We start from the raw sequence: 22,236 nt of genomic DNA on the forward strand, positions 1-22,236 counted from the left end.
CTGCACCCGGCAATAAAAAGACCCGCTTCGGCGGGTCTTTTGCGTTTGCACTGCTGCCGCGAGACAAGCGGAGCGCCGCGCTATAGCCGCGCCGAGGCCGAGTACTGCACCTCACCTGCGGCGGTATCGGCCAACCGGCTCAGTGGCTGTGGATAGCCGATGCAGTAACCCTGGGCATAGTCGAGCCCCAGCTGACGTACACAGTCGAGGGTCGCCTGGCTTTCGACAAATTCGGCCACGGTGCTCAACCCCAGTTGGTGGGCAATTTTCTGCATCGAGCCAACCATCGCCTGGTTGATTGGATCGTTCTCCAGGTCGCGGATAAAGCTGCCGTCGATCTTCACGATATCCAGCGGCAGATGGCGCAGGTAGGCGTAGGAGGCAAAGCCGCTGCCGAAGTCATCCAGCGCTACTTTCAGGCCCTGGCTGCGCAATTGGTTGATCCATTGCGCAGAAACCCCCAACTCACCCAGGGCGACCATCTCCGTGACTTCGATGCATAGTTTGTGCGCTGGCAGGTTATGCCGACGTAGCTCGCCGCGCAGCATTTCATGGAAGCTCGCGCTGAGCAGCGAGCTGGCGGTCAGGTTGATATTCACCTGCGTCAGCTGCTCAAGATGCCTAGGGTTATCCGCCAGCCATTGCAGTAAATGCATTACCACCCAACGGTCGATGGCACCGAGCAAGCCGTAGCGCTGCGCCGCGCCGAGGAACTGTCCAGGGCTTACCCACTCGCCACTGTGGGGGTCACGGTAGCGCAGCAACACTTCGTAGCGCAGGCCTTCGGTGCCCTCCTGCAGCGCCAGCACCGGTTGATAGAACAGCTCGAAATGGTCCTGCTCGACACCTTCACGTAAACGGCTGATCCATTGCAGTTGCCGCTGCTGATCCAGCAGCGCGGTATCGTCTGGATTGAACTGCTGCACTTGGTTGCGGCCCTGGTGCTTGGCCAACTGGCTGGCACTATCCGCCCAGTTCAGTGCGGCTTCCCAGTCGCTGACGCTAGCGTTCAGCTCCAGCAAGCCGATGCTGACCTGCACCCGGAACGGCCGCCCCTGCCAGCTGAAAACAAACTGCTCGACGCAATGCCGCAAGGTTTCCGCCTGCTGTTGCGCAGCCTGGTGGTTACTCGCGCACAGCAGCACGGCGAATTCGTCACCGCCGATACGCGCCAGCTCGGCATGCTCTGGCAGATGCTGGCGCAGGTGGCTGGCCAGTTGCCGCAATAACTGATCGCCTGCTGAATGGCCACAGAGATCATTGACCTGCTTGAACTGATCAAGATCAAGGCTCAGCAGGTGGCTGAAACGCCGCGTGCCCTGGCCGCTGAGGCTTTCACGCAACAAGCGCTCCAGCTCACGGCGGTTGAGCAGGCCAGTCAGTGAATCATGGGCGGCCAGGTAGTGCAGACGCTCTTCCAGCGCACGACGCTCACTGAGGTCAACGACGATGCCTTCAATGCAGTCCTGGGCAGGGCGCTTATGCAGGGATAAGTACACCCAGAGCAGCTGCTGATCACAGCCCAGCATCTGGCACTCCAGGCTACTGGCGCGCTCGTTATCGAGCGCTGCCAGCAATTCATCCCAGTGCTGGGGGCCCAGTATCTGTTGCATGCTCAAGTCGGCCAGCGTATCTGGCAGGGCCAGTAGCGCGCTGAAACTGGGGTTGGCCTCAAGCAGTTTGCCACTCTGGGTACAGCGGAAAATCCCCTCGCCACTGCTGCTGAACAGCGCTTGGTATTGCTCAAGATTACCCAGCGCCTGAGCCTGGCTGTGCAGCAAGGCACGGCGGATCTGCTCCAGTTGTTTATCCAGGATGGCGGCGAATATCAGGATACTCAGCACCGGCAAGTAAGCGTGCATGTAGTTGAAACCTGGCGGCAAGGGGACCACTCCGCTGCGCGCCAATGGCGCCAGCAGCATCAGCAGCGACGCCGAACTCCAGCACACTAAGTAGCCGATGGCGTAGGGCCGACGCTGGCGCACCCCGAGCAGCAGCAGTAACAGCTGGAATGCCCCGGTCAGCAGGATCACTCCATTCAGCGCCTGGTAGGAGCGGTAATCGCCGTAACTGCCAATGGTCCAGCCGCTGACCAGCAGGATCAGCGCAAACAGCGTGTGGCCCAGCCAACGCAGCCGCCCCAACTCAAGCTTCAGCGCGCTGATGAGAAACAGGCTGCTAAAAATCAGCATGCCGGGATTGGCCAGGTTGGCCGCCTGGGTCGACAGCCAGACCCACTGTGGCGCCAACAGGCTGGTGACGCCATGCAGGCTGGCGTTGTACAACGTAACGCTGGCCAGGGTCAGGCAGAACCACACCAACGTCGGTTCACCCAGGGTGCTGAAACGCACCAGAAAAAACAGCGTAAGGCTGAGCAGCGCACCCAGCAGCAGGCCGCTACGCATCCAGTGCCCGGCCTGCAATAACGGGCTCTGCTCAGCTGCCACCAGCTGCATCGGCACGCTCAAGGCCGAGCCACTTTGCACCCGCAGCAACAGGGTGTGCGGACCTTGGCCGAGACGCGGCAGGTTGAGCAGAAAGTGTGGTGACGGCACGCCCCGCTCTAGAAAAGCCCGATGGTCGCCACTGTAAAAGGGCGCAATCAATCGCTCACGGTCATACAGCCAGACTTCAATGTCGTCGAGAAAGGGCCGGTCGATAATCAGGTCGAGGCGCTCAGCCACTGGCGCATCAAGACGGAAGGCCAGCCACCAGGCACTGGCCGAGTAGCCCAGGCGCGGCGCGCCATCGACTGGTTTACCCTCGTCAGCAATACGCTGGTGCACCTCTGCGGCGGTCAGGTAACCGCTGGGGTCTTCCAATACCAGGCTCGCGGGCACGTCCACCGGTTGCTTGAGCTGCTCACTACTGAGCACCAGCAATGGCACATCTGCGTGCACGGACACGCTCCCCAGCACACAGCCAAGCAACAGAACCAACAGAGGGAGATTGAGCAGATGGAACATCCTGACGCCTCAATAAACTGCGAGGTGCGCCAGGGTTCTCAGTGAACACGCCCCGCCGGCTAGGGCGAGTTGACGCTCAGGGATTCTAGCTGAGAACCGCTGACTTGATTGCGCTTACGGCCTCAGTCAATTCCAGCAACTGATGAAAAAACCTCACGGCCAGAGAACCGGCGAAAAAGAACAGACGCAAACGCAGCATCGGCAATTCTCTGGTTAACGAGTGTTGGCCGGCACTGCCTTATCTGTATAAGATCCGTACAACTTATCAGGTAATAATCTTCTGCCTTAGCGCGTAACAAAACCCCACAGGCACTCTCTATAGTGGCTACACAGGGCTGGCACAACTCAGCCTGCTGCGCCCACTCGGCACCCCGCATTAAGGAGTCAACTGTGCACGCTATGCTGCCATTGCTCGACCAACTGGCCTTTCCGGCAATCCGCCGCGGCCCGCTGGAAGCGCTGCAGATCAACCTGACCTACCGCTGTAACCAACGCTGCCTGCACTGCCACGTAAACGCCGGGCCGACCCGCACCGAGGAAATGACCGACGAGAGCCTGGCGCTGCTGCATCAAGTGATCGATGCCCACCCAGTGCAGACGCTGGACCTCACCGGCGGCGCGCCGGAGATGCACCCACGCTTTCGCGAGATCGTCCTGCACGCCCGCCGTGAAGGCCTGCGCGTAATCGACCGCTGTAACCTGACCATTCTCAGCGAGCCGGGCTATGAAGACCTGGCCCAGTTCCTCGCCGAACAGGGCGTCGAAGTCAGCGCCTCGTTGCCGTGTTATTCACGCAATAACGTCGACAAGCAGCGCGGCGATGGCGTGTTCGAGGCCAGCATCAAGGGCCTGCAACAGCTCAACGCCTTGGGCTACGGCCAGCCGGACAGCGGCCTGATCCTCAACCTGGTGTACAACCCGCAGGGCGCTAACCTGCCGCCACCGCAAGTCGCACTGGAAGCCGACTACAAACAGCACTTGGCGGAAGATTTCGGCATCGTCTTCAACCACCTGCTGACCATCACCAACCAGCCGATTGCGCGCTTTGGCAGCACCCTGGTCAGCAAGGGCCAGTTCAACGGTTATATGCAGTTGCTGCGCGACAGCTACCGTCCGGAAAACCTCGACGCGCTGATGTGCCGCGCGCTGATTAGCGTCGACTGGCAGGGCTATCTATACGACTGCGATTTCAACCAGATGCTCGATCTGCCGCTACCCTTGAACGGGCAGTTGATTGGTCGCGAGCGCGCGCATTTGCGTGACCTGCTCAGCGCCACACTCGATGGCAACCCGATCGTCACCCGCGACCACTGTTACGCCTGCACCGCCGGACAGGGTTCCAGCTGTGGCGGCTCACTGACGCCTCAGGACACTGAACAATGACTGCACTCGGCTCTTGAGCCGAGCATCCGCCGCAAAGGTGAGTGAAGCGAATAAACCAGGCGCGGGCGGCTTATGCACATTTCTTTCACTCCGCGCCCTCGCCTGCGCTCACTCGGTTTTTAAGCGCCCTGTTGAATAAGGACAATCATGCACATGAGCAGCACTGTCGGGCTGTTTTTCTGGGGGTTTCTGCTGGTTTACGGCGTGCTGATGGTGGCGCTGTCGCCCCGTGCCGTGACCCTCGGCGGCTTCTTTAATGGTGAAGACAGCCAAGGTCGCAGCGCAGCGCCCTGGCTGCTGACCTCAAGCATCTTTATCAGCTGGATCTTCGCCAAATCGGTGACTAACGCTGCCAATTTGGGAGCCAGTTACGGCCTGATTGGCGGCTTGGCCTACGCCATGTACTGGCTGTCGATTCCGCTCACCGGCTTTGTCATCTACCGCCTACGTCGCCGCTATGCGGCTACCGGACTGGTGAGCTTTCTCAGCAGCCATTACGGCCGTGGCGCAGCGTTGGCATTTTCCGCCGCCATCCTGATTCGCCTGTTTAACGAGGTGTGGAGCAACACGGCGGTGGTCGGCGGCTATTACGGTGACGCCGGCAGCCTCGAATTTATTGGCGCGGCCCTGTTGTTTACCGCCGTGACCTTGGCCTACAGCCTGCGCGGCGGTCTGCGCAGCTCGATCCTCACCGATGCAGCGCAGGCGGCGATCTTTATCGTCGCGCTAATTTGGGTACTCGGCTTGGTATTGCCACAGCATTCGCCAAGCGAGTTGGTCAGCACCAGCCACTGGGCGCTGAATGCCGGCGTCGACCTGCTGCTGGTGGCCGGCCTGCAAGCCTTTAGCTACGGTTTCCATGACCCGGTATTGACCGATCGCGGCTTTATCAGCGAAGAGAAAACCATGCGTCGCTCCTTCGTGATTGCCGGCGTACTGGGCTTTATCGCCATTCTCGCGTTCAGCCTGATCGGCGTACATGCACAGCTCACTGGTTTAGCGGCCTCGGATAACGTCCCCGCTGCACTGGCCAAGACCATGGGCATCGGCGCGTTGATGGTGATGACCGTGGTGATGGTCTCCGCGGCTGGTTCGACGCTGGACTCAACCTTCTCCAGCCTGGCCAAGCTGGCCGGCCGCGAGCTGCCTAAGCTGGCCGGGCGCGACCTAGGCCAGAAGGCCATCGGCGTCGGCATGGCGGTGATGGTGGTATTCGCCCTGCTCGGCAACCTGCCGATGATTGCCGGTACCGATATCCTCAAGGCCACCACCATCAGCGGCACCATGGTCATCGGCCTGTCCCCGGTGTTTATTCTGCATGGCTTGACCACGCCCACCCGCCTGGGCTTCCACCTAAGTTTCTGGACTGGCCTGGGCTTGGGCGTGGCCCTGACACTGGGCTGGATTCCACAGAGCTGGGCCATCGGTGACGGCAAATATGCCCTGCTGCTCGGCACCAACCTGTATGGCCTGGGGCTCTGTGTACTGGGCTATCTGATTCCCGGCTGGTTTAACACTCACCAGCGAGGAGCCGCCTGATGCGTGCCGGTCGTGACTGCCCGCTGGACTACCGCCTGGGGCGGGATGCCTTTGCCGGCTCACCGCTATTCGACTGCGAAACGCTGTATGTAGTCGGCGGCCTGTACGGCAACCGTCAGGCGTTGGCCGCTCTGGAGAAACGTTTAGCGGCTGAACCAAATGCGCGCGTGGTGTTCAACGGTGATGCCCATTGGTTTGACCGTGAGCCCGCGTTATTCCAGCAGATCGAACAGGGCGTGAATCCACACCTGGCGCTGCGCGGCAATGTCGAAACCGAATTGGGCCGCGCCGATGACAGCGGTGCCGGCTGCGGCTGCGCCTACCCGATGAGCGTGGATGACGCCGTGGTCGAGCGCTCCAACACCATCCAGCAGAAGTTAAACCAAACCGTACAGGTCTTGCCCGGCATGGCCGAGCGCCTGGCGGCACGCCCCAGCACCGCCCTGGTCAGTGTTGGCGGCCAACGCGTGGCCATCAGCCATGGCGATGAGCAGTCGCTGGCCGGCTGGGCTTGTTCCCGTGAAGCCATGGCTGACGCCGCCCGGCAGCAGCAACTGGATGCCTGGCTGCACAGGCAAAACATTCGCGTATTGGCCACCAGCCATAGCTGCGCCGCCGTGGCGTTGAACCTAAGCCATGGCGCGCTGATCAATAACGGCGCGGCCGGCATGCCCAATTTTGCCGGAGGCCGCTATGGCCTGATCAGCCGCGTCGCCACTACGCCACACCCGGCGGCACTGTATCGCTGCCAACGTGACGGGCTGTTTATCGAAGCCCTGCCACTGAACTACGACCACGACGCCTTTCTCGCCGACTTCGACCGCCAGTGGCCCGCCCATAGCGCGGCAGCGCAGTCCTATCGCTCACGCATTCTCGGCAACACCACAGACCGCCCCGAAGCAGCCCTGCTGGCCGGTTTTAGCCTGTGCCAAAGCCTCTGCGCCCTGGAGACACTGAACTGATGAACAGTCGCAAACTCGCCCTGATGGGCGTGATTCTGGCCCTACTGGGCAGCTTCTTTATTTTTGATATTGGCCAATACCTCAACCTCGATGCGCTGAAGACCCAACAGGACGCACTTAACGCTCAGGTCAGCGCCCAGCCCTGGCTGGCGGCGGGGCTGTTCTTTGTCGCCTATGTGGCCGTTACCGCGCTGTCGCTGCCCGGTGCGGCGTTGATGACCCTGCTCGCCGGTGCGTTGTTCGGCCTGCTGGAAGGCTTCGTGCTGGTGTCGTTCGCCTCCACCGCCGGGGCCACCCTGGCCATGCTCAGCAGCCGCTTTTTGCTGCGTGACTGGGTACAAGTGCGCTTTGGTCAGCGCCTGGCCAACATCAATGCCGGGGTCGAGCGCGAAGGCGCGTTTTACCTGTTCGCCCTGCGCCTGGTGCCGCTGTTCCCGTTCTTTTTGATCAATCTGGCCATGGGCCTGACCCGCTTGCCGGTGCGCACCTACTGGTGGGTCAGCCAGCTGGGCATGCTGCCGGGCACCCTGGTGTATGTGAATGCCGGACGTGAGCTGGGCCAGCTGGACTCGCTGAGCGGCATCCTCTCGCCGGGCCTGCTCGGCGCCTTCGTGCTGCTCGGGGTGTTCCCACTGATCGCGCGCAAGCTGCTCGGCCTGATCAAGGCCCGCCGGGTTTACGCCGGCTGGGACAAACCCAAGACCTTCGACCGCAACCTGGTGGTGATTGGTGCCGGTGCTGGCGGACTGGTCAGCTCGTATATCGCGGCGGCGGTGAAGGCCAAAGTCAGCCTGATCGAAAAACACCAGATGGGCGGCGACTGCCTCAATACCGGGTGCGTGCCCTCTAAAGCGCTGCTGCGCTCGGCCAAGCTGGCCAATGAGTTGAAGAAAGGCGAAGCCCTGGGCTTCACCGGAGTGCAGGGCACGGTGGATTTCCCGGCGGTGATGCAGCGCATCCAGCGGGTGATCGCCGACATCGAGCCGCATGACTCGGTGGAGCGCTACACCGGCCTGGGCGTCGAAGTGATTCAAGGTGAAGCAAAAATCCTCACGCCCTGGACGGTCGAGGTCAATGGCCAGACCCTGAGCAGCCGCAGCCTGATCATCGCCGCCGGCGCACGGCCGTTCGTGCCGGATATTCCCGGCCTCGAGCAAATGCGTGCCTATACCTCGGACAGCATCTGGACCCTGCGTGAGCAACCGCGCTGGCTGCTGGTGCTGGGCGGCGGGCCGATCGGCTGCGAACTGTCGCAAGCCTTCCAGCGCCTCGGCAGCCAGGTGATTCAAGTAGAACGCGGCGCTCGTCTGCTGCCCCGCGAAGACGCCAATGCCAGCGAGGCGGTGATGAGCAGCCTGCGCGCCGATGGCGTCGACTTACGCCTGCGCCATCAGGCCGAGCGCTTTGAGGTGATCGACGGCGAAACCCGGATGATTGCCCGCAACCTCGACACCGGCGAGCCGGTGACCATCGCCTTCGACTGCCTGCTGCTGGCCCTCGGCCGCAAGGCCAATGTCAGCGGCTACGGCGCCGAAGAGCTGGGCCTGAGCGTGCGCGACAACGGCACCCTGGAAACCGACGACTACCTGGCCACGCGCTACCCCAATATCTATGCCGTGGGCGATGTCACCGGGCCGTATCAGTTCACCCATGTGTCCGCCCACCAGGCTTGGTACGCGGCGGTCAACGCGCTGTTTTCCGGCTTCAAACGCTTTAAGGCCGATTACCGGGTGATTCCGCACTGCACCTTCACCGACCCGGAAGTCGCGCGGGTCGGCCTCAGTGAGAACGAAGCCCAGGCGCAAAACACCGCCTATGAAGTCACCCGCTACGGCATTGATGACCTCGACCGCGCCATCGCCGACGAAGCCGCCCATGGCTATGTGCAGGTGCTCACCGAGCCCGGCAAGGACCGCATTCTCGGGGTGACCATAGTCGGCGAACACGCCGGTGAACTGCTCACCGAATACGTGCTGGCGATGAAGTACAACATGGGCCTGAACAAGATTCTCGGCACCATCCACAGCTACCCGACCATGAGTGAAGCGAACAAGTACGCCGCCGGCGAGTGGAAACGTGCGCATGCCCCGCAAGGGTTGCTGCGGCTGGTTGAGCGCTTCCACACTTGGCGGCGCAGCTGATGCGCGCCTTAGTGCTGGGCCTGCTGCTCGCCGCCCCCTTGGCCCAGGCAGAGAACCGGCTGACGCCCTGGACTGCCGGCCCGCCCGCTGCTGCATGGTCGACGCCGTGGAAGCTGGCGGACATTCCCAAGCTCAGGCCGTCTGAGCGTTCACTGGTCGAGTTAGATGGTCAGCGCGTGTTGCAAATCAAAGCCGATGCCGCCGCTGGCGGGCTGGTGCATCCCTTGAGCTTGCCCGGTGAGCAAGCCTGGCAACTGAGCTGGCAGTGGCGCACTGAGCAAAAGCTGGACAAGGCCCGTTTCGCCACCCGCGAAGGCGACGACTACGCCGCGCGGGTGTATGTGCTGCTCGACTATCCGCTGGACTCGCTGAGCTTCGTCACCCGGCAGAAGCTGCGCCTGGCACGCACCTTCTTCGACCCCGATCTGCCGGCCGCGACCTTGAGCTACGTTTGGGATAACCGCAAAGCACCCGGCACGCATGCGCGCAGCGCCTACACCGAAACGGTGGAAATGCACGTGCTGCGCGGCCCGGAAGCGCCATTGGGTGAGTGGCTGGAGGAGTCACGTGATCTACGCGCTGACGCCATCGCCGCTTTCGGCAGCGCGCCGCGCAAGATTCTCGGCGTAGTGTTTGCCGCCGACAGCGACAACACCGGCGAGTCACTGACCAGCTACTTTGCCCAGCCGCTGTTGCACGGCAAGCCCTGACAGGTGCAGCCACAGCCCGTACCATAGCCCCTCATCGTTTGACTCATGGATGCGCGCGTTTGAGCAATCACTATGACCTGCTGTTGATCGGTGCTGGCCATGCCCACCTCGGCGTCTTGCGCCGCTGGGCCTTGGTCGAGCGGCCACCGGGGCGTATTGGCCTGATAAGCCCTGGCCCGGTGGCCTGGTATTCCGGCATGTTGCCGGGGCTGCTGGCCGGCCGGCACAGCGCCGCAGACTGTCAGGTGGAACTGCAGACGCTGTGTCGCGCGGCCAAGGTCGAGCTGCTCATCAGCCCGCTAGAAAGCCTCTCCGCCGCCCAGCAGCAGGTGCAGCTGGCTGATGGCCGCACCTTAGATGCGAGCTGGCTATCGCTGAATGTCGGCGCGCAAGTCAGCGCACCACCGCAACAAGGCGAGGCCATGCAGCTGCTGGCAGTAAAACCCTTCGATCGGTTTATCCGCGGCTGGCAGCAATGGCAGGCCACCCCCCAGCCCATGGCGATTCTCGGAGGCGGTGCGGCGGGGGTCGAGTTGGCGCTGGCGTTGGCCGACAAGGTGCCGCAGTTGTCGCTGTTCTGCGCCGGCCACCTGCTCGATGGTTTGTCGCCTGGGGTACGCCTGCGGGCGCTGGGCCATCTGCGCCAACACGCCGTGGAAGTCCGCGAAGACTGCCCGATCAGCCGCATCGACAACGACCGCCTGCTCAGCGGTAATGCGCCGGTCTGGCGCGGTCAACGGCTGTTACTGGCCAGCGGGGCCGAGGCGTTTGCCTGGCCAGCACACAGCGGCCTGGGCTGCGATGAGCGCGGCTTTGTGTTGATTGCACCAACGCTACAGAGCTACACCCATCCGACCATTTTCGCCGTGGGCGACTGCGCCAGCCTGCCCGGAGCGCGCAAAAGCGGGGTCTACGCGGTGCGCCAAGGCCCGGTGCTCGCCGCCAATCTGAATGCCGCGCTGCGCGGTCTGCCGCTCAAGCGCTACCGCCCGCAACGGCAGAGCCTGGCGTTGTTGGCCACCGGCGATGGTGGCGCGCTGCTGGATTGGCACGGCTACAGCGCCGGCGGCCAATGCTACGGCCGCTGGAAGGACTGGCTGGATAAGGGCTTTATCCAGCGCCATCGTTTTTAGCGGCGTTAACCGAACTCATGGCCAGAAGCAGGGCTAAGGAATTAACCCGCCTGCGACCAAAGTGCCATAGCTGAATACGCCCGGGGCTGCTCGAATCAGGCGCCCGTTAACGGTTACTCACTGGGTGTATCAGCCGCCATGGTCTACAGATTCGCCGACAACAGCCGATTGCCTAGCCAAGCCTATCCAACTGCACGCACTCAGGCGTCCGCCAGCATGGCCTACGCAGGGCTTAATGGCGCGCCACAGCGACCCTCTGCCGCTGGGCTCATAATAAAAATAATGAGGTTTGTCATGCGCTCTGCTTTTATTACCTACCCCAAGGCCTGTCTGCTGCACGCAATCGGTTTGGCCGGGTTGATGGCGGCCTACCAGCAGATGCAACTGCCTTGGTTTATCAGCATTCCGTCCTTTCTGCTGTTGGCCCTGTGGCCCTGGCTGGGTCCCTGGCAGCGCCAGGATGAAGAGCAGCCCGCGCACCCCAGTAGCCACGACGAGTCGTTCAACCGCCTCAGTCAAAATCTGTCACGGCAGACCTGTCATAACGCCCTGGCGGCCGCTGAGGTGGCCCATGCTGCGCAGCAATTGGCCGGCAAACTGCAGTCGCAACTGAGCGCCACCGAACAGATCAACCAAGCCGCCGACGCCATCACCCACACTGAACACGACAACGCCCAGCGCGCCGAACAGACCCTGCTGGCAGCGCAGGGCGCGCGACAGAGCAGCAACAGCGGGCAACAGCAACTGCGTGAAACCATCACCACCATGCAGCAACTCAGCGCGCAGACCAGCACCAGCCGTGAACTGATTGATGGCCTCAGCAACCGCACCGAACAGATCGGAAAAGTTACCCAGGTGATCCAATCAATAGCCAACCAGACCAACCTGCTGGCGCTGAATGCCGCCATCGAGGCCGCCCGTGCCGGCGAAATGGGCCGTGGTTTTGCCGTGGTCGCCGACGAGGTGCGTAACCTGGCCGGACGCACCAGCAGCGCCACCGAGGAAGTCACGCAAATGATCAGCGACATCCGCCAGCAAAGTGCGGCGGTGGTCAGCCATATGCAGCAACAAGCTGAGCAGCTGACCCTGGCGGCAACACAGGTCGAACAAACCGGCGAGCAATTGCAGGGCATCGCCAGCCTAGCCGAAGAGGTTGAGAGCCAGGTCGGGCAGATCGGCAGTGGCACCCGGCACAACCACGAGCGCCTAGCTGAACTGTCGGTGGCGGTCGGTCAATTGCGCAGCGATGTCGACGGCAGCGAAGGGCAGACGCGCCAGCTCAGCAGCGCCGCCGGGCGTTTGGTCGGTCTGGCAGAAAGCATCAGCGAACAACTCGCCGGCGTCGGTTTGGATGACTACCACCAGCGTATTTTTGATCTCGCCCGCCACGCCGCGGCGCAGATTGCCGCGCAGTTCGAAGCGGATCTGCAGGCAGGGCGCATCAGCGCAAGCGACCTGTTCGACCGCCATTACCAGCCTATTGCCGGCAGCTTCCCGGCCAAGTACAGCACCCGCTTCGACCGTTATGCCGACCAAGTGCTGCCGGCCATTCAGGAGCCGTTGCTGAGTCAGCACGAAGGTCTAGTGTTCGCCATCGCCTGCACCCCAGAAGGCTATGTGCCGACCCACAACAACGCCTTCAACCATCCGTCCTGCGGGGATCGGGCGGTGGACACCCTGAAAAGCCGCAGCAAACGCCTGTTTAACGACCGCACCGGCATCCGCTGTGGAAGCCATGAGCAACCTCTGTTGCTGCAGACCTATATGCGCGACACCGGTGAGCTGATGCACGACCTGTCCGTGCCCATCATGGTGCAAGGTCGCCACTGGGGCGGGTTGCGCCTGGGTTATAAGCCAGAGGCATAGTTACCCTTAGAGCTACCGGCTTTGTACGCGCTGCCGCAGCGCAGCCTTTCTGATGCACTGATGAATACCGCTCGCCGCGTATAGATCGGCGGGGGGGTATTCATTTGATCGATAGTCAAAATGGAAATTTTTGAATTATCGAATCACCGCAGGACTCCTATGCTGTACGCCACTCACGCGACTCATGAGCATTTGCCCACAAGGAGCAAGTTATGAAGATTTTGCTGGTTCTGACTTCCCACGACCAACTCGGCGACACTGGGCAGAAGACCGGTTTCTGGCTGGAAGAGTTCGCCTCGCCTTATTACCTGTTCAAGGACGCCGGCGCGCAGTTGACCCTCGCCTCACCTAAGGGCGGTCAACCACCGCTCGACCCGAGTAGCGACGCCAAAGACGCCCAAACCGCCGCCACCGAGCGCTTCAAGGCAGACCCTGCGGCGCAGCAAGTGCTGGCCAACACGGTGCCGCTGAGCCAAGTAAAGGCCGATGATTTCGACGCGGTGTTCTATCCAGGTGGCCACGGCCCACTGTGGGATTTGGCCGAAGACCGCCACTCCATCGCCCTGATCGAACGCTTCCATGCGCAAAACAAGCCAGTGGCGGCGGTATGCCACGCGCCGGGCGTGTTGCGTCATGTCAAAGCGGCCAACGGCCAGCCCCTGGTCAGCGGCAAAAAGGTCACCGGCTTCAGCAACAGCGAGGAAGCCGCGGTGCAACTGACTGAGGTGGTGCCGTTTTTGGTGCAAGACATGCTCATCGTCAACGGCGGTCACTACTCCAGCGTCAACGACTGGCAGAGCCATGTAAAAGTCGACGGGCTGTTGATCACCGGGCAAAACCCGGCCTCCTCGGACGCCACCGCCGAAGCGCTGATGACACTGCTGAACAGCCCTAAACGCTAAACACACTGGCGCTCAGGCGGCCGTTGCCGTAAATAGGCCGCCACGCCACCTGAACGCCGCCAGAGGTAACCTTGACCATGCAACTCAACGCCGATTTCAGCCAACGGGCGCTGGTGCGCCCTGACGACAGTCCCTGGCTGGCATCACCCATGCCCGGGGTGGAACGGCGCATGCTCGACCGGATTGGCGAGGAAGTGGCACGGGCGACCTCAATCGTGCGTTATGCGGCAAACTCGCATTTCAGCGCCCATCAGCATCCAGGCGGCGAGGAGTTCCTGGTGCTTGAAGGGGTGTTTTCCGATGAGCGCGGCGACTACCCCGCCGGCACCTATGTGCGTAACCCGATTGGCAGCCAGCACGCGCCGTTCAGCCGCGACGGCTGCACGATCTTCGTCAAACTTATGCAGTTTGACCCGGCCGATGAGCAGCACGTGGTGATCGACAGCACCCACGCCGAATGGCTGCCCGGCCTGGTACCTGGGCTGCGCGTACTACCGCTGCACCAGCACGGCACTGAGCATGTGGCGCTGGTACGTTGGGCGCCCGGCACCCGTTTCAGCCGCCATCGGCATTGGGGCGGCGAGGAGATTCTGGTGCTGGAGGGCACCTTTCAGGATGAGTTCGGTGATTACCCAGCGGGCAGCTGGCTGCGCAGCCCACACCTGTCAGAGCACACCCCGTTCAGCGAACAGGGCTGCCTGATCTGGGTAAAAACCGGGCACTTGGGCGATTAACAGCACGGATACGCGTGGGCCGTCATGCCGCCTTGAGTGGCACCCGCCGCAGGCGCGCAATCGCGAACCTGCGCACGGCATGCCGAACGACGGCTGGCCGGGCGAGGTGATGGTTAAACCGATCGAACACCTCCTTGATTGTTTAGCCATGCCACAACCAAGCATGTGAAAAATCAGATTTAACCCATGCTTTAGCCTGTGTGAATCTGCTGGCCATGTGTACGTCCAGCACCTTTTCGCTCACCCCCGCCTGCATCGCGCAGCTGTCTAAACGGCACTATTGCGCCGTGCAGCAGAGCAACGCCACGCTGCCAAAAACCCTAGCCTTCTGGGCACTCTGGCATTGCCGCCACGCGCGCCCGCCGGACGCGCGGCGCACCGCCCTCTGATTGCCGACGCTGAGCCCTGTCCGCTCAAGCACCTGCCAGCCGTACCCAGGAAGCTGCTTATGAATGCCGCCACCCAGCCCGTAATACCCGCTGCCGAACGTTGCCCGTCCTATTACAGCGCCAGCCTCAATGAGGAAACCGATTACCCGACCCTGCAGGGTGAGGTCAGCGTCGATGTGGTGATCATCGGCGGCGGCTTTACCGGCGTCGCATCCGCCGTGGAGCTGGCCGAACGCGGCCTCAAAGTCGCCATAGTCGAAGCCAACAAAATTGGCTGGGGCGCCACCGGGCGCAATGGCGGCCAGGTCACCGGCAGCCTCTCCGGCGATGCGGCCATGAGCAAACAGATGCGCAACACGTTGGGCGAGGAGGTCGAGGACTTTATCTGGCACCTGCGCTGGCGTGGCCACGCGATCATCAAGGATCGGGTGGAAAAGTACGGCATTCAGTGCGACCTCAAACACGGCCACCTGCACGCGGCGATGAAGCCGGTGCATATGCAGGAATTGGAAGCCACCCATGCCGAAGCCGTGCGCCGAGGCATGGCCGCTGACGTGACCTTGCTCGACCGTGACGGCGTGCGCAGCCACCTGGCCAGCGACCTGTACAACGGCGCGCTGAAGAACACCCGCAACATGCACCTGCACCCGCTGAATCTGTGCATCGGTGAAGCCCGCGCCGCCGCCAGTTTGGGCGCGTTGATTTTCGAGCACTCCGAGGTGCTGGAGATTGTTCATGGGGCCAAGCCGGCGGTGGTCACCGCGCAAGGGCGGATCAACGCCAAGCAGGTGCTGTTGGCAGGCGACGTTTATCACAAACTGGAGCCAAAAAAGCTCAAGGGCATGATCTTCCCGGCCATGGGCGGCATCGTCACCACCGAGCCGCTGGGGGAGTTGGCCGAGCAGATCAACCCGCAGGACCTCGCCGTGTACGACTGCCGTTTCGTCCTCGACTACTACCGCCTCACCGCCGACAAGCGCCTGCTGTTCGGCGGTGGCTGCAACTACTCCGGCCGCGATTCACGCGACATTGCCGCCGAGCTGCGCCCTGGCATCGAGCAGACCTTCCCGCAGCTCAAGGGGGTGGCCATTGATTTTCAGTGGAGCTGCGCCATGGGCATCGTGATCAACCGCATCCCACAGCTGGGCAAGCTCTCGGACAACGTCTGGTATTGCCAGGGTTATTCCGGCCACGGCATCGCCACCACCCACATCATGGGCGAGATCATGGCCAACGCCCTGACCGGCACGATGGGCCACTACGACACCTTCGCCGCCTGCAAACACATCAAGGTGCCGCTCGGTGATGTGTTCGGCAACCCGATGCTGGCGGCAGGCATGTGGTACTACCAGATGCTGGAAAAACTCCGTTAGTCCACTCGATTACACGACAGAGCGGCTTGGGTAGCCGGGACTTCATCGCGCTCATCAACAAAGGCCACTGCCGGCGAACCATCGGCGTTGTGTTGATACACCGCGCTCGGCTGGCCCTGCTCATTGAAGAACACCTGGCCCAGCCCCGCGCCATTCCACAGCCGCTCGCCAGCTTTGCTGCGCGAGGGGATGCGCGGCGTAACCTGCATGCGCCGGCGCTTGGTCAGCCAGTTAAGCGGTGACCAGGGCGCGTATAGCCAGCGGTTGAGGCGGTCGAACCAGTCGAGCAGGCGCTGCGGAAAATCGTTTTTCAAACCGCTGCTGGTGATCTGCCAGAGCTGCGGCCCCTGCTTGCGCTGACGAATCAGCACCTTGTAGACGAAGGAGTAATGCACGTCGCCGGAGAGGATCACGTAGTTACCCGGCGTGCGCGAGTGGCGGAAGATATTCAGCATCACCTTCGCCGCGCCGCGGTGGGCCATCCAGTTCTCGGCATCGACCATCAACGGATGACCCGCCCAGCTGAACACCTTCTGCACGCTTTCGATCAGCTTGACGCCGAACATAGGCGCAGCCGAAACGATGATCGCTGACGGCTGATCCAGCAGTGCCTGCTGAAATTCGCAGAGTGCTTCCCAGTCCATCAGGCCAGAGGGGCGCTTGCGCTTGCGTTCACTGCGCCAGCGCCGGGTACGGGTATCCAGCACCACCAGTGTCGGGCTGGTCGGCAAGACGAAATGCCACTGGTGAAAGCCGAGTAGCGTGTCGATCAACGCATCCTGCTGCTGGCTGTGCATATGGTTGTCCGCATCACGCTCCGCCGTCATGGCCTGGACAGCCTGCAACGGCTTGGCGAACACCTGCGGGTTATTGCCCCAACCTTGGCACAGCAGGTAGGCAATCAGCGCATTGCCGAGAATGCGCTTGGAAAACGGATGACCATAGGCCGTCTGCTCCCACTGCGCAGAGAGGTTCCAGTCATCGGTGACGTCGTGGTCATCGAAGATCATCAACGTGGGCAGGTGGGCGAGGGCCCGGGCAACCTGCGCCAGGCCGCCGCGAAACGCTTCGATGTGCTCACGCTCGGCCTGATAGCGCGGCACTTCGTCGTCACTCAACGCCGGCATCTCGGCATCCAGCAAGGTCCAGGGCACAGGTGACCAGACCAGCAGGTACATGGCCAGCACTTCGGCGCAGGTCACCAGGTGGTTGTCGGCGCTGCTGGTGGTGAATATCGGTTTTTCCACCCCGCCAAAGAAACGTTCGCGCAGGGTTTCGTTGCTTTTCAGTTCCGGCAGCAATTCGGCACGCTGGTAGTAGCTGGCCGGGTGCTCATACAGCGCCGTGCTGTCATCGACCACCGCGCCCTCCAGGTGCTCACCGAACAGCCCGAGGCGGGCGATAACCTGATGAATCGCGCGCAACATCGGCCCGCTGACATCATCGGCGTACACCTGGTCGCCGCTCATCAGCAGCAACGCCGGCCGCTGTTCAGGGGCGTGCGCTTCGGCCAACAGCCGGTCGGCGCAGAGCAGGCCATCGGCCGAGGGATGATGCGGCTTGCGGCAGGAACCGTGAAGCAGGTGGTCAAGCCGTTCACGCAGGACGAAGTTAGGCTGCGCCACACCGTCATACAACAAGTGCGGTGCCCACTCGGCAATGCCCTGCGCCGCCTGATCGGGTTGCTCGATCAACAGGTCATAGTCGATCTGCACATCGCAGGGCAGCGGCGTATCCAAGGCAAGTTCGATCAGGTGGATAAAGGCATGCTCACCGATCTGGACAACCTGACAGCTGTCGCCCTGCAGCGGATAGCGCTGCGGCGCTGCAGCGTCGCCATGGGCCAGCTGCAGACTTAGGCTCAGCGGCCGACTGCCGACCAACCAGAGCACCAGGCACTGCGGCTGCATGCGCCGCAGCAGCGGACCGGCCAGCACCAGGGGGAGGTCATCATGGACAGCAGCGGTGGGTATCGGCATCAGGGCATTGGGCTCAGGTGACATGCGCAAGGGCAATAGAACGCCATTTTGCGCCACAGGTTCAGTCTTTGCAGCCGGCCAAGTCTGTTTAGCTCATTGTGCGGCCTGGCGCAGCCCCGGCAGATCGAGGATTTCAATCTCGCCATAGGTCAGCCGCACAATGCCCTGGCCTTGCAGTTCCTTGAGGATCTGGTTGGTGGTCTGCCGGGAGATCGACAGCATCAGCGCCAGCTGCTCCTGAGGCAAATGAATGACCCGGCGCGGCTCACCTTCGCCGTAATTTTCGGCCATCAGCAGCAGCCGCCGGGCCAGGCGCGGGGCCGCCGGCAGCAGGCTCATTTCTTCCAGGGCAATAAACGCCAGGCGCAGTTTCTGGCTCATCAGCAGGGCGAAGTCGCGCCAGTACTGCGGTTGTTGCTCGAGCAGCGCCAGCAACGGCGCCTGCGGTACCAGTAGCAGGGTGGTGGCACCTTCGGCAAAGGCATCGTGGGTGCGCGGCTGGCCGTCGAACAGGGAAATCTCGCCGAACCAGTAGGGCGGCTCGACCAGGGTCAGCAGCGCTTCCTTGCCGGCGGCGTTGACCGCGCCAATGCGCATACCCCCGGCAACCACCGCATACAAACCGCAAGGCGGATCGCCGCGACGAAACAACACTTGTCCCGCCGCCAACTGCTGCACCTGAGCAGCCGCGAGCAGGGTGTCTTGCAACCCGGTAGGCAGGGCGTTGAACCAATGACCCTGGCGCAAGCGGGTCTGATAGCTGTGGGCGGCGTTCATCGCTGACCCTCGGTTTGTCGGCTAACTGACAGAGCGCCGCGTGGTCCCGGGTTCATGCTGGGCACCTGTCTTGCGTGAGGAACATAAGCATGAAAACCCTGGTCGACCATCTGGCTCAATACGCGGCGTATCACCGCGATCCACGCAATATTCTCAGCCACTTTATCGGCATTCCTCTGATCGTTCTGGCGGTGGCGGTGTTGCTCGCGCGCCCGGGTTTCGAGGTGCTCGGCCTGTGGCTATCCCCGGCCGTGTTAGTGGCCCTGGCAGCGGGCGCATTCTACCTGCGCCTAGACCTGCGCTTCGGCCTGTTGATGGCATTGCTGTTAGGGCTCTGCCTGTGGGCGGCGGCAAACCTGGCGCTGCAGTCGACAACCATCTGGTTGAGCAGCGGCATTGGCCTGTTTGTGCTCGGCTGGATAATTCAGTTTGTGGGGCATTATTACGAAGGCCGCAAGCCGGCCTTCGTCGATGATGTGATGGGTTTGGTGATCGGCCCGCTGTTCGTCGTCGCCGAAGCCGCCTTCCTGCTAGGCCTGCGCAAGGCGCTTGAGCAGGCCATCGTCGAACGTGCCGGGCCGACCTGCATCCACGCAAAGCCAGCCCGCACCTGATAATTACTGAGCCGCCAGCGGCGGCTCAGCTCAATACATCGCCATCCACTGATTGGTCAATGAACGGGTGTGGCGATACACGGTGATCGGCGCAAACGGCCGGCCCGAGGCACTCTGCAGGGCGCTGCTCTGGCTGTTGAGGTCGACCAGCGCGGCCTTGAGATAATCCCAGCGGGTTTTCAGCTTGCTGATCTGCGGGTCGTTCTTGACGTTGAGTGCGGCCAGTTGTTGATCAACCGAGGGCACGATCTTGCGTTCGTCCTGACCGAGGTAGGTATCGGTCTGCTCGCGGGCGATCTCGAAGTTGCCGAAGTAGGAACGGCTGAGGTACTGCACGGAGAGATATTCGAGCTTGGCCGACAGTTCATTGTCGCCCGCCGCCGAGAACGTACGGGTTTGCTCCAGTACCCCGAGCAAGGCTTTGCTGAGGTCTTCCGGGTAGCGCCAGGGCATGTCTTCTTCGTTCGGGCCAAAGGCCACGCCACGGCGCACCTGCACCACCAACTCCTGGTGTGCACTGCGCAAGGCATCGCTACTTTGCGGCAGGCTTTGCACCGCGGCCGCCAGGGCTTGCAGGTCAGCTTCCAGGGCGTCTTGGTGTTTCTTTTGGAAACCCTCGCCGCGTAACAGCATGAGGCTGCTGGTAACCCGGCTGGCCTGCACCTGCACCTGTTCCTGAGGGGTAACGGCTTGAGCAAAGGTCAACGGCGAGAGGCCGGAAAACAGCCCGATAAGTGCCAGCAATAGCCAGCGAGACAGCATGGTGGAACGCATACGAGGGTGCTCCTTATTATTTTTGTGAGCAGTGCTAAACGAATCAGCGGGTACATTTGCGCGCCACAGGGTACTGCACTGAATACGCGATAAAAGCAGCCTAAAGAGTGATTTCGTCGGAAAAATGCGCCGTTCAGCCGAGTAATGCCGCGTCTGCACGCTGACAGCCCCTCAACTGGCGCTTAGCAGTGACACCGATTTGATCTGCGCCCAGAGTTGCTGGCCAGGCTGAATATCCAGGCGGTCGAAGGAGTAGCGGGTGATGCGCGCCATCAGTTGCTCGCCACCCACTTGCAACCGCACCAGCACATGCGCCTGCTCGGCCACGTTGATCCAATCGAGCACCCGCGCGGGCAGCAGGTTGAGCACGCTGCTGTCTTGCGCCTGTTGCAGACTCAGGCTGATATCCCGCGCCTTGATCTTGACCCGCACCGACGCGTCCAACGGCAGCGGCCCATGCGGCAACTGCAAGCTGATGCGGCTGCCGGCTAGCTGCACCGCGAGCAAACCGTAAGCCGCGTCATGCGCCATGACCTGCGCATCCACCACCGCTTCGGCGTCGTCCTCGAAGACAAATGGCAGATCGGCGCGCAGCAGGGTTTCCTTGAGCGGGCCGCTGGCACTGGCGCTACCCTCTTCGAGCAACACCAGATGCTCGGCCAGGCGCGCGACTTCATCCGGCGAATGGCTGACGTAAATAATTGGAATCTGCAGCTCGCCATGCAGCCGCTCCAGATAGGGAAGTACTTCCTGTTTGCGCTTGAGATCAAGCGAGGCCAGCGGCTCGTCCAGCAGCAGTAACCGTGGGCTGGTCAGCAACGCGCGGGCAATGCCGACGCGCTGCTGTTCACCGCCAGAGAGCTTGCCCGGTAGACGCTGCAGCAGATGGCCAATCCCCAGCAGGTCAACCGCCTGTTCCAGGGCAATGCGCCGCTGGCCGATTGGAATGCGCTTCAACCCGTAGTCCAGATTGCGCTGCACCGACAGGTGGCTAAACAGGTTGGCATGCTGAAACACGTAACCCACGGCCCGCTGGTGCGCCGGCACGAAGATGCCACGCTGACTGTCCTGCCACAGCTCACCATTGACCTGCAGGTAGCCCTCGGTGGGTCGATCCAAGCCGGCGAAACAGCGCAGGCAGCTGGTTTTGCCCGAACCGGAATGGCCGAACAACGCGCTGACGCCACGACCGGGCAGGTGCAAGTCGACATCCAGGCTGAAGCCGGGGTGCTCAACCTTGAACCGCGCCTGGATTTCACCCAGCCCTGCGACCGTACGAATAGCCGCCGGGCGGCGCTGCAGTGGCCAGATCATTGCCAAATCCGCTTGCTGCTGCGCCCGGAATACAACGCCAGCAACACGATAAAGGAGAACAGCAGCATGCCGCCGGCCAGCCAGTGGGCTTGGGCGTACTGCATGGTTTCGACATGGTTGTAGATCTGCACGGAGGCCACCTGGGTCTTGCCGGGGATATTGCCGCCGATCATCAGCACCACGCCGAACTCACCGACGGTATGGGCAAAACCGAGCACTGCGGCGGTGACAAAACCCGGCTTGGCCAACGGCAGCACCACCGTAAAAAACGCATCCCACGGCCCAGCCCGCAAGGTGGCCGCCGCCTCCAGCGGGCCACGGCCAATGGCCTCGAAGGCGTTTTGCAGCGGCTGCACAACAAAGGGCAGGGAATAAAACACCGAGCCGATCACCAGGCCGCTGAAGGTAAAGGTCAAGGTGCCCAGGCCGAGACTCTGCGTCAGCTGACCGATAACACCATGCGGGCCCATGCTCACCAGCAGGTAAAAACCAATCACCGTCGGCGGCAGCACCAGCGGCAGGGCCACCACCGCGCCTATCGGCTGCTTCCAGCGCGAGTCAGTGCGCGCCAGCCACCAGGCAATCGGCGTACCGAGCAGCAGCAGCACCACGGTGGTCAGCGCGGCCAACTCCAGGGTCAGCAGAACGGCAGCAACATCAGCATGCGTCAGTGGCATCAG

The 22,236-nt window shown here is 62.3% G+C and carries 17 protein-coding genes; 11 read left to right on the top strand and 6 right to left on the bottom strand.

The features are described 5' to 3' along the window. Positions 1-80: 80 nt before the first annotated feature. The gene (locus Q0V31_RS05680) at positions 81-2,900 is read right to left on the bottom strand and encodes an EAL domain-containing protein (protein ID WP_298185457.1); all 2,820 of its coding nucleotides are present in this window, start codon (positions 2,898-2,900) and stop codon (positions 81-83) included. 465 nt (positions 2,901-3,365) lie between these two features. Here Q0V31_RS05680 and arsS point away from each other — a divergent pair, with 465 nt between their 5' ends. The 10 genes from arsS (at position 3,366) to Q0V31_RS05730 (ending at position 16,098) form a co-directional block, all read left to right on the top strand. Continuing rightward, positions 3,366-4,349, top strand: coding sequence for an arsenosugar biosynthesis radical SAM (seleno)protein ArsS (arsS, locus tag Q0V31_RS05685; protein WP_298190930.1), 984 nt, complete (start codon positions 3,366-3,368; stop codon positions 4,347-4,349). A 153-nt stretch (positions 4,350-4,502) separates the two neighbouring features. Next, positions 4,503-5,888, top strand: coding sequence for a sodium:solute symporter (locus Q0V31_RS05690; protein WP_298185459.1), 1,386 nt, complete (start codon positions 4,503-4,505; stop codon positions 5,886-5,888). Continuing rightward, the gene (locus Q0V31_RS05695; RefSeq protein ID WP_298185462.1) at positions 5,888-6,850 is read left to right on the top strand and encodes a hypothetical protein; all 963 of its coding nucleotides are present in this window, start codon (positions 5,888-5,890) and stop codon (positions 6,848-6,850) included. Before Q0V31_RS05690 ends, Q0V31_RS05695 begins: the two co-directional genes overlap by 1 nt. Further along, a complete protein-coding gene (locus Q0V31_RS05700) occupies positions 6,850-8,991 on the top strand; it encodes an FAD-dependent oxidoreductase (RefSeq protein ID WP_298185464.1) in 2,142 nt (713 codons plus the stop codon). The genes Q0V31_RS05695 and Q0V31_RS05700 overlap by 1 nt, the downstream gene beginning before the upstream one ends. Beyond that, positions 8,991-9,701, top strand: a complete 711-nt coding sequence (locus Q0V31_RS05705) for a DUF3047 domain-containing protein (RefSeq protein WP_298185467.1) — start codon at positions 8,991-8,993, stop codon at positions 9,699-9,701. The genes Q0V31_RS05700 and Q0V31_RS05705 overlap by 1 nt, the downstream gene beginning before the upstream one ends. 59 nt (positions 9,702-9,760) lie before the next feature. After that, positions 9,761-10,834 carry an FAD-dependent oxidoreductase gene (locus tag Q0V31_RS05710; protein ID WP_298185469.1) on the top strand — a complete coding sequence of 358 codons (1,074 nt, stop codon included), beginning with the start codon at positions 9,761-9,763 and terminating at the stop codon, positions 10,832-10,834. Positions 10,835-11,128: 294 nt separating this feature from the next. Then, positions 11,129-12,700: a methyl-accepting chemotaxis protein gene (locus Q0V31_RS05715; RefSeq protein WP_298185472.1), complete on the top strand. Its 1,572-nt coding sequence runs from the start codon at positions 11,129-11,131 to the stop codon at positions 12,698-12,700. Positions 12,701-12,912: 212 nt separating this feature from the next. Continuing rightward, complete coding sequence (locus Q0V31_RS05720) at positions 12,913-13,602, top strand: type 1 glutamine amidotransferase domain-containing protein (RefSeq protein WP_298185475.1); 690 nt, start codon at positions 12,913-12,915, stop codon at positions 13,600-13,602. A gap of 77 nt (positions 13,603-13,679) precedes the next feature. Further along, positions 13,680-14,336, top strand: coding sequence for a cupin domain-containing protein (locus Q0V31_RS05725; RefSeq protein WP_298185478.1), 657 nt, complete (start codon positions 13,680-13,682; stop codon positions 14,334-14,336). 448 nt (positions 14,337-14,784) lie between these two features. Further along, positions 14,785-16,098 (top strand): FAD-binding oxidoreductase, encoded by a 1,314-nt coding sequence (locus tag Q0V31_RS05730; RefSeq protein WP_298185481.1) that lies wholly within the window; start codon positions 14,785-14,787, stop codon positions 16,096-16,098. Here the strand turns inward: Q0V31_RS05730 and Q0V31_RS05735 are convergent. Together Q0V31_RS05735 and Q0V31_RS05740 are read right to left on the bottom strand one after the other, a co-directional pair. Next, positions 16,095-18,101, bottom strand: a complete 2,007-nt coding sequence (locus Q0V31_RS05735; RefSeq protein ID WP_298185484.1) for an alkaline phosphatase D family protein — start codon at positions 18,099-18,101, stop codon at positions 16,095-16,097. The genes Q0V31_RS05730 and Q0V31_RS05735 overlap by 4 nt on opposite strands. Before the next feature lie 69 nt (positions 18,102-18,170). Further along, on the bottom strand, positions 18,171-18,854 hold the full coding sequence (locus tag Q0V31_RS05740) for a Crp/Fnr family transcriptional regulator (protein WP_298185487.1): 684 nt from the start codon (positions 18,852-18,854) through the stop codon (positions 18,171-18,173). A gap of 89 nt (positions 18,855-18,943) precedes the next feature. Between Q0V31_RS05740 and Q0V31_RS05745 the strand changes: the two genes are divergently transcribed. Continuing rightward, positions 18,944-19,468 carry an Mpo1-like protein gene (locus Q0V31_RS05745; RefSeq protein WP_298185491.1) on the top strand — a complete coding sequence of 175 codons (525 nt, stop codon included), beginning with the start codon at positions 18,944-18,946 and terminating at the stop codon, positions 19,466-19,468. Between the two features lie 30 nt (positions 19,469-19,498). On the opposite strand, the gene Q0V31_RS05750 is transcribed toward Q0V31_RS05745, so the two are convergent. The 3 genes from Q0V31_RS05750 to modB all read right to left on the bottom strand — a co-directional run bounded on the left by Q0V31_RS05750 (position 19,499) and on the right by modB (position 22,233). Next, the gene (locus Q0V31_RS05750) at positions 19,499-20,242 is read right to left on the bottom strand and encodes a hypothetical protein (protein ID WP_298185493.1); all 744 of its coding nucleotides are present in this window, start codon (positions 20,240-20,242) and stop codon (positions 19,499-19,501) included. Between the two features lie 171 nt (positions 20,243-20,413). Continuing rightward, on the bottom strand, positions 20,414-21,556 hold the full coding sequence (modC, locus tag Q0V31_RS05755; protein WP_298185496.1) for a molybdenum ABC transporter ATP-binding protein: 1,143 nt from the start codon (positions 21,554-21,556) through the stop codon (positions 20,414-20,416). Next, positions 21,553-22,233: a molybdate ABC transporter permease subunit gene (gene modB, locus Q0V31_RS05760; RefSeq protein WP_298185499.1), complete on the bottom strand. Its 681-nt coding sequence runs from the start codon at positions 22,231-22,233 to the stop codon at positions 21,553-21,555. The genes modC and modB overlap by 4 nt, the downstream gene beginning before the upstream one ends. Between the last annotated feature and the right edge of the window lie 3 nt (positions 22,234-22,236).

The sequence above is a fragment of the uncultured Pseudomonas sp. genome (assembly GCF_943846705.1).
In the GTDB taxonomy this organism is placed as follows: Bacteria; Pseudomonadota; Gammaproteobacteria; order Pseudomonadales; family Pseudomonadaceae; genus Aquipseudomonas.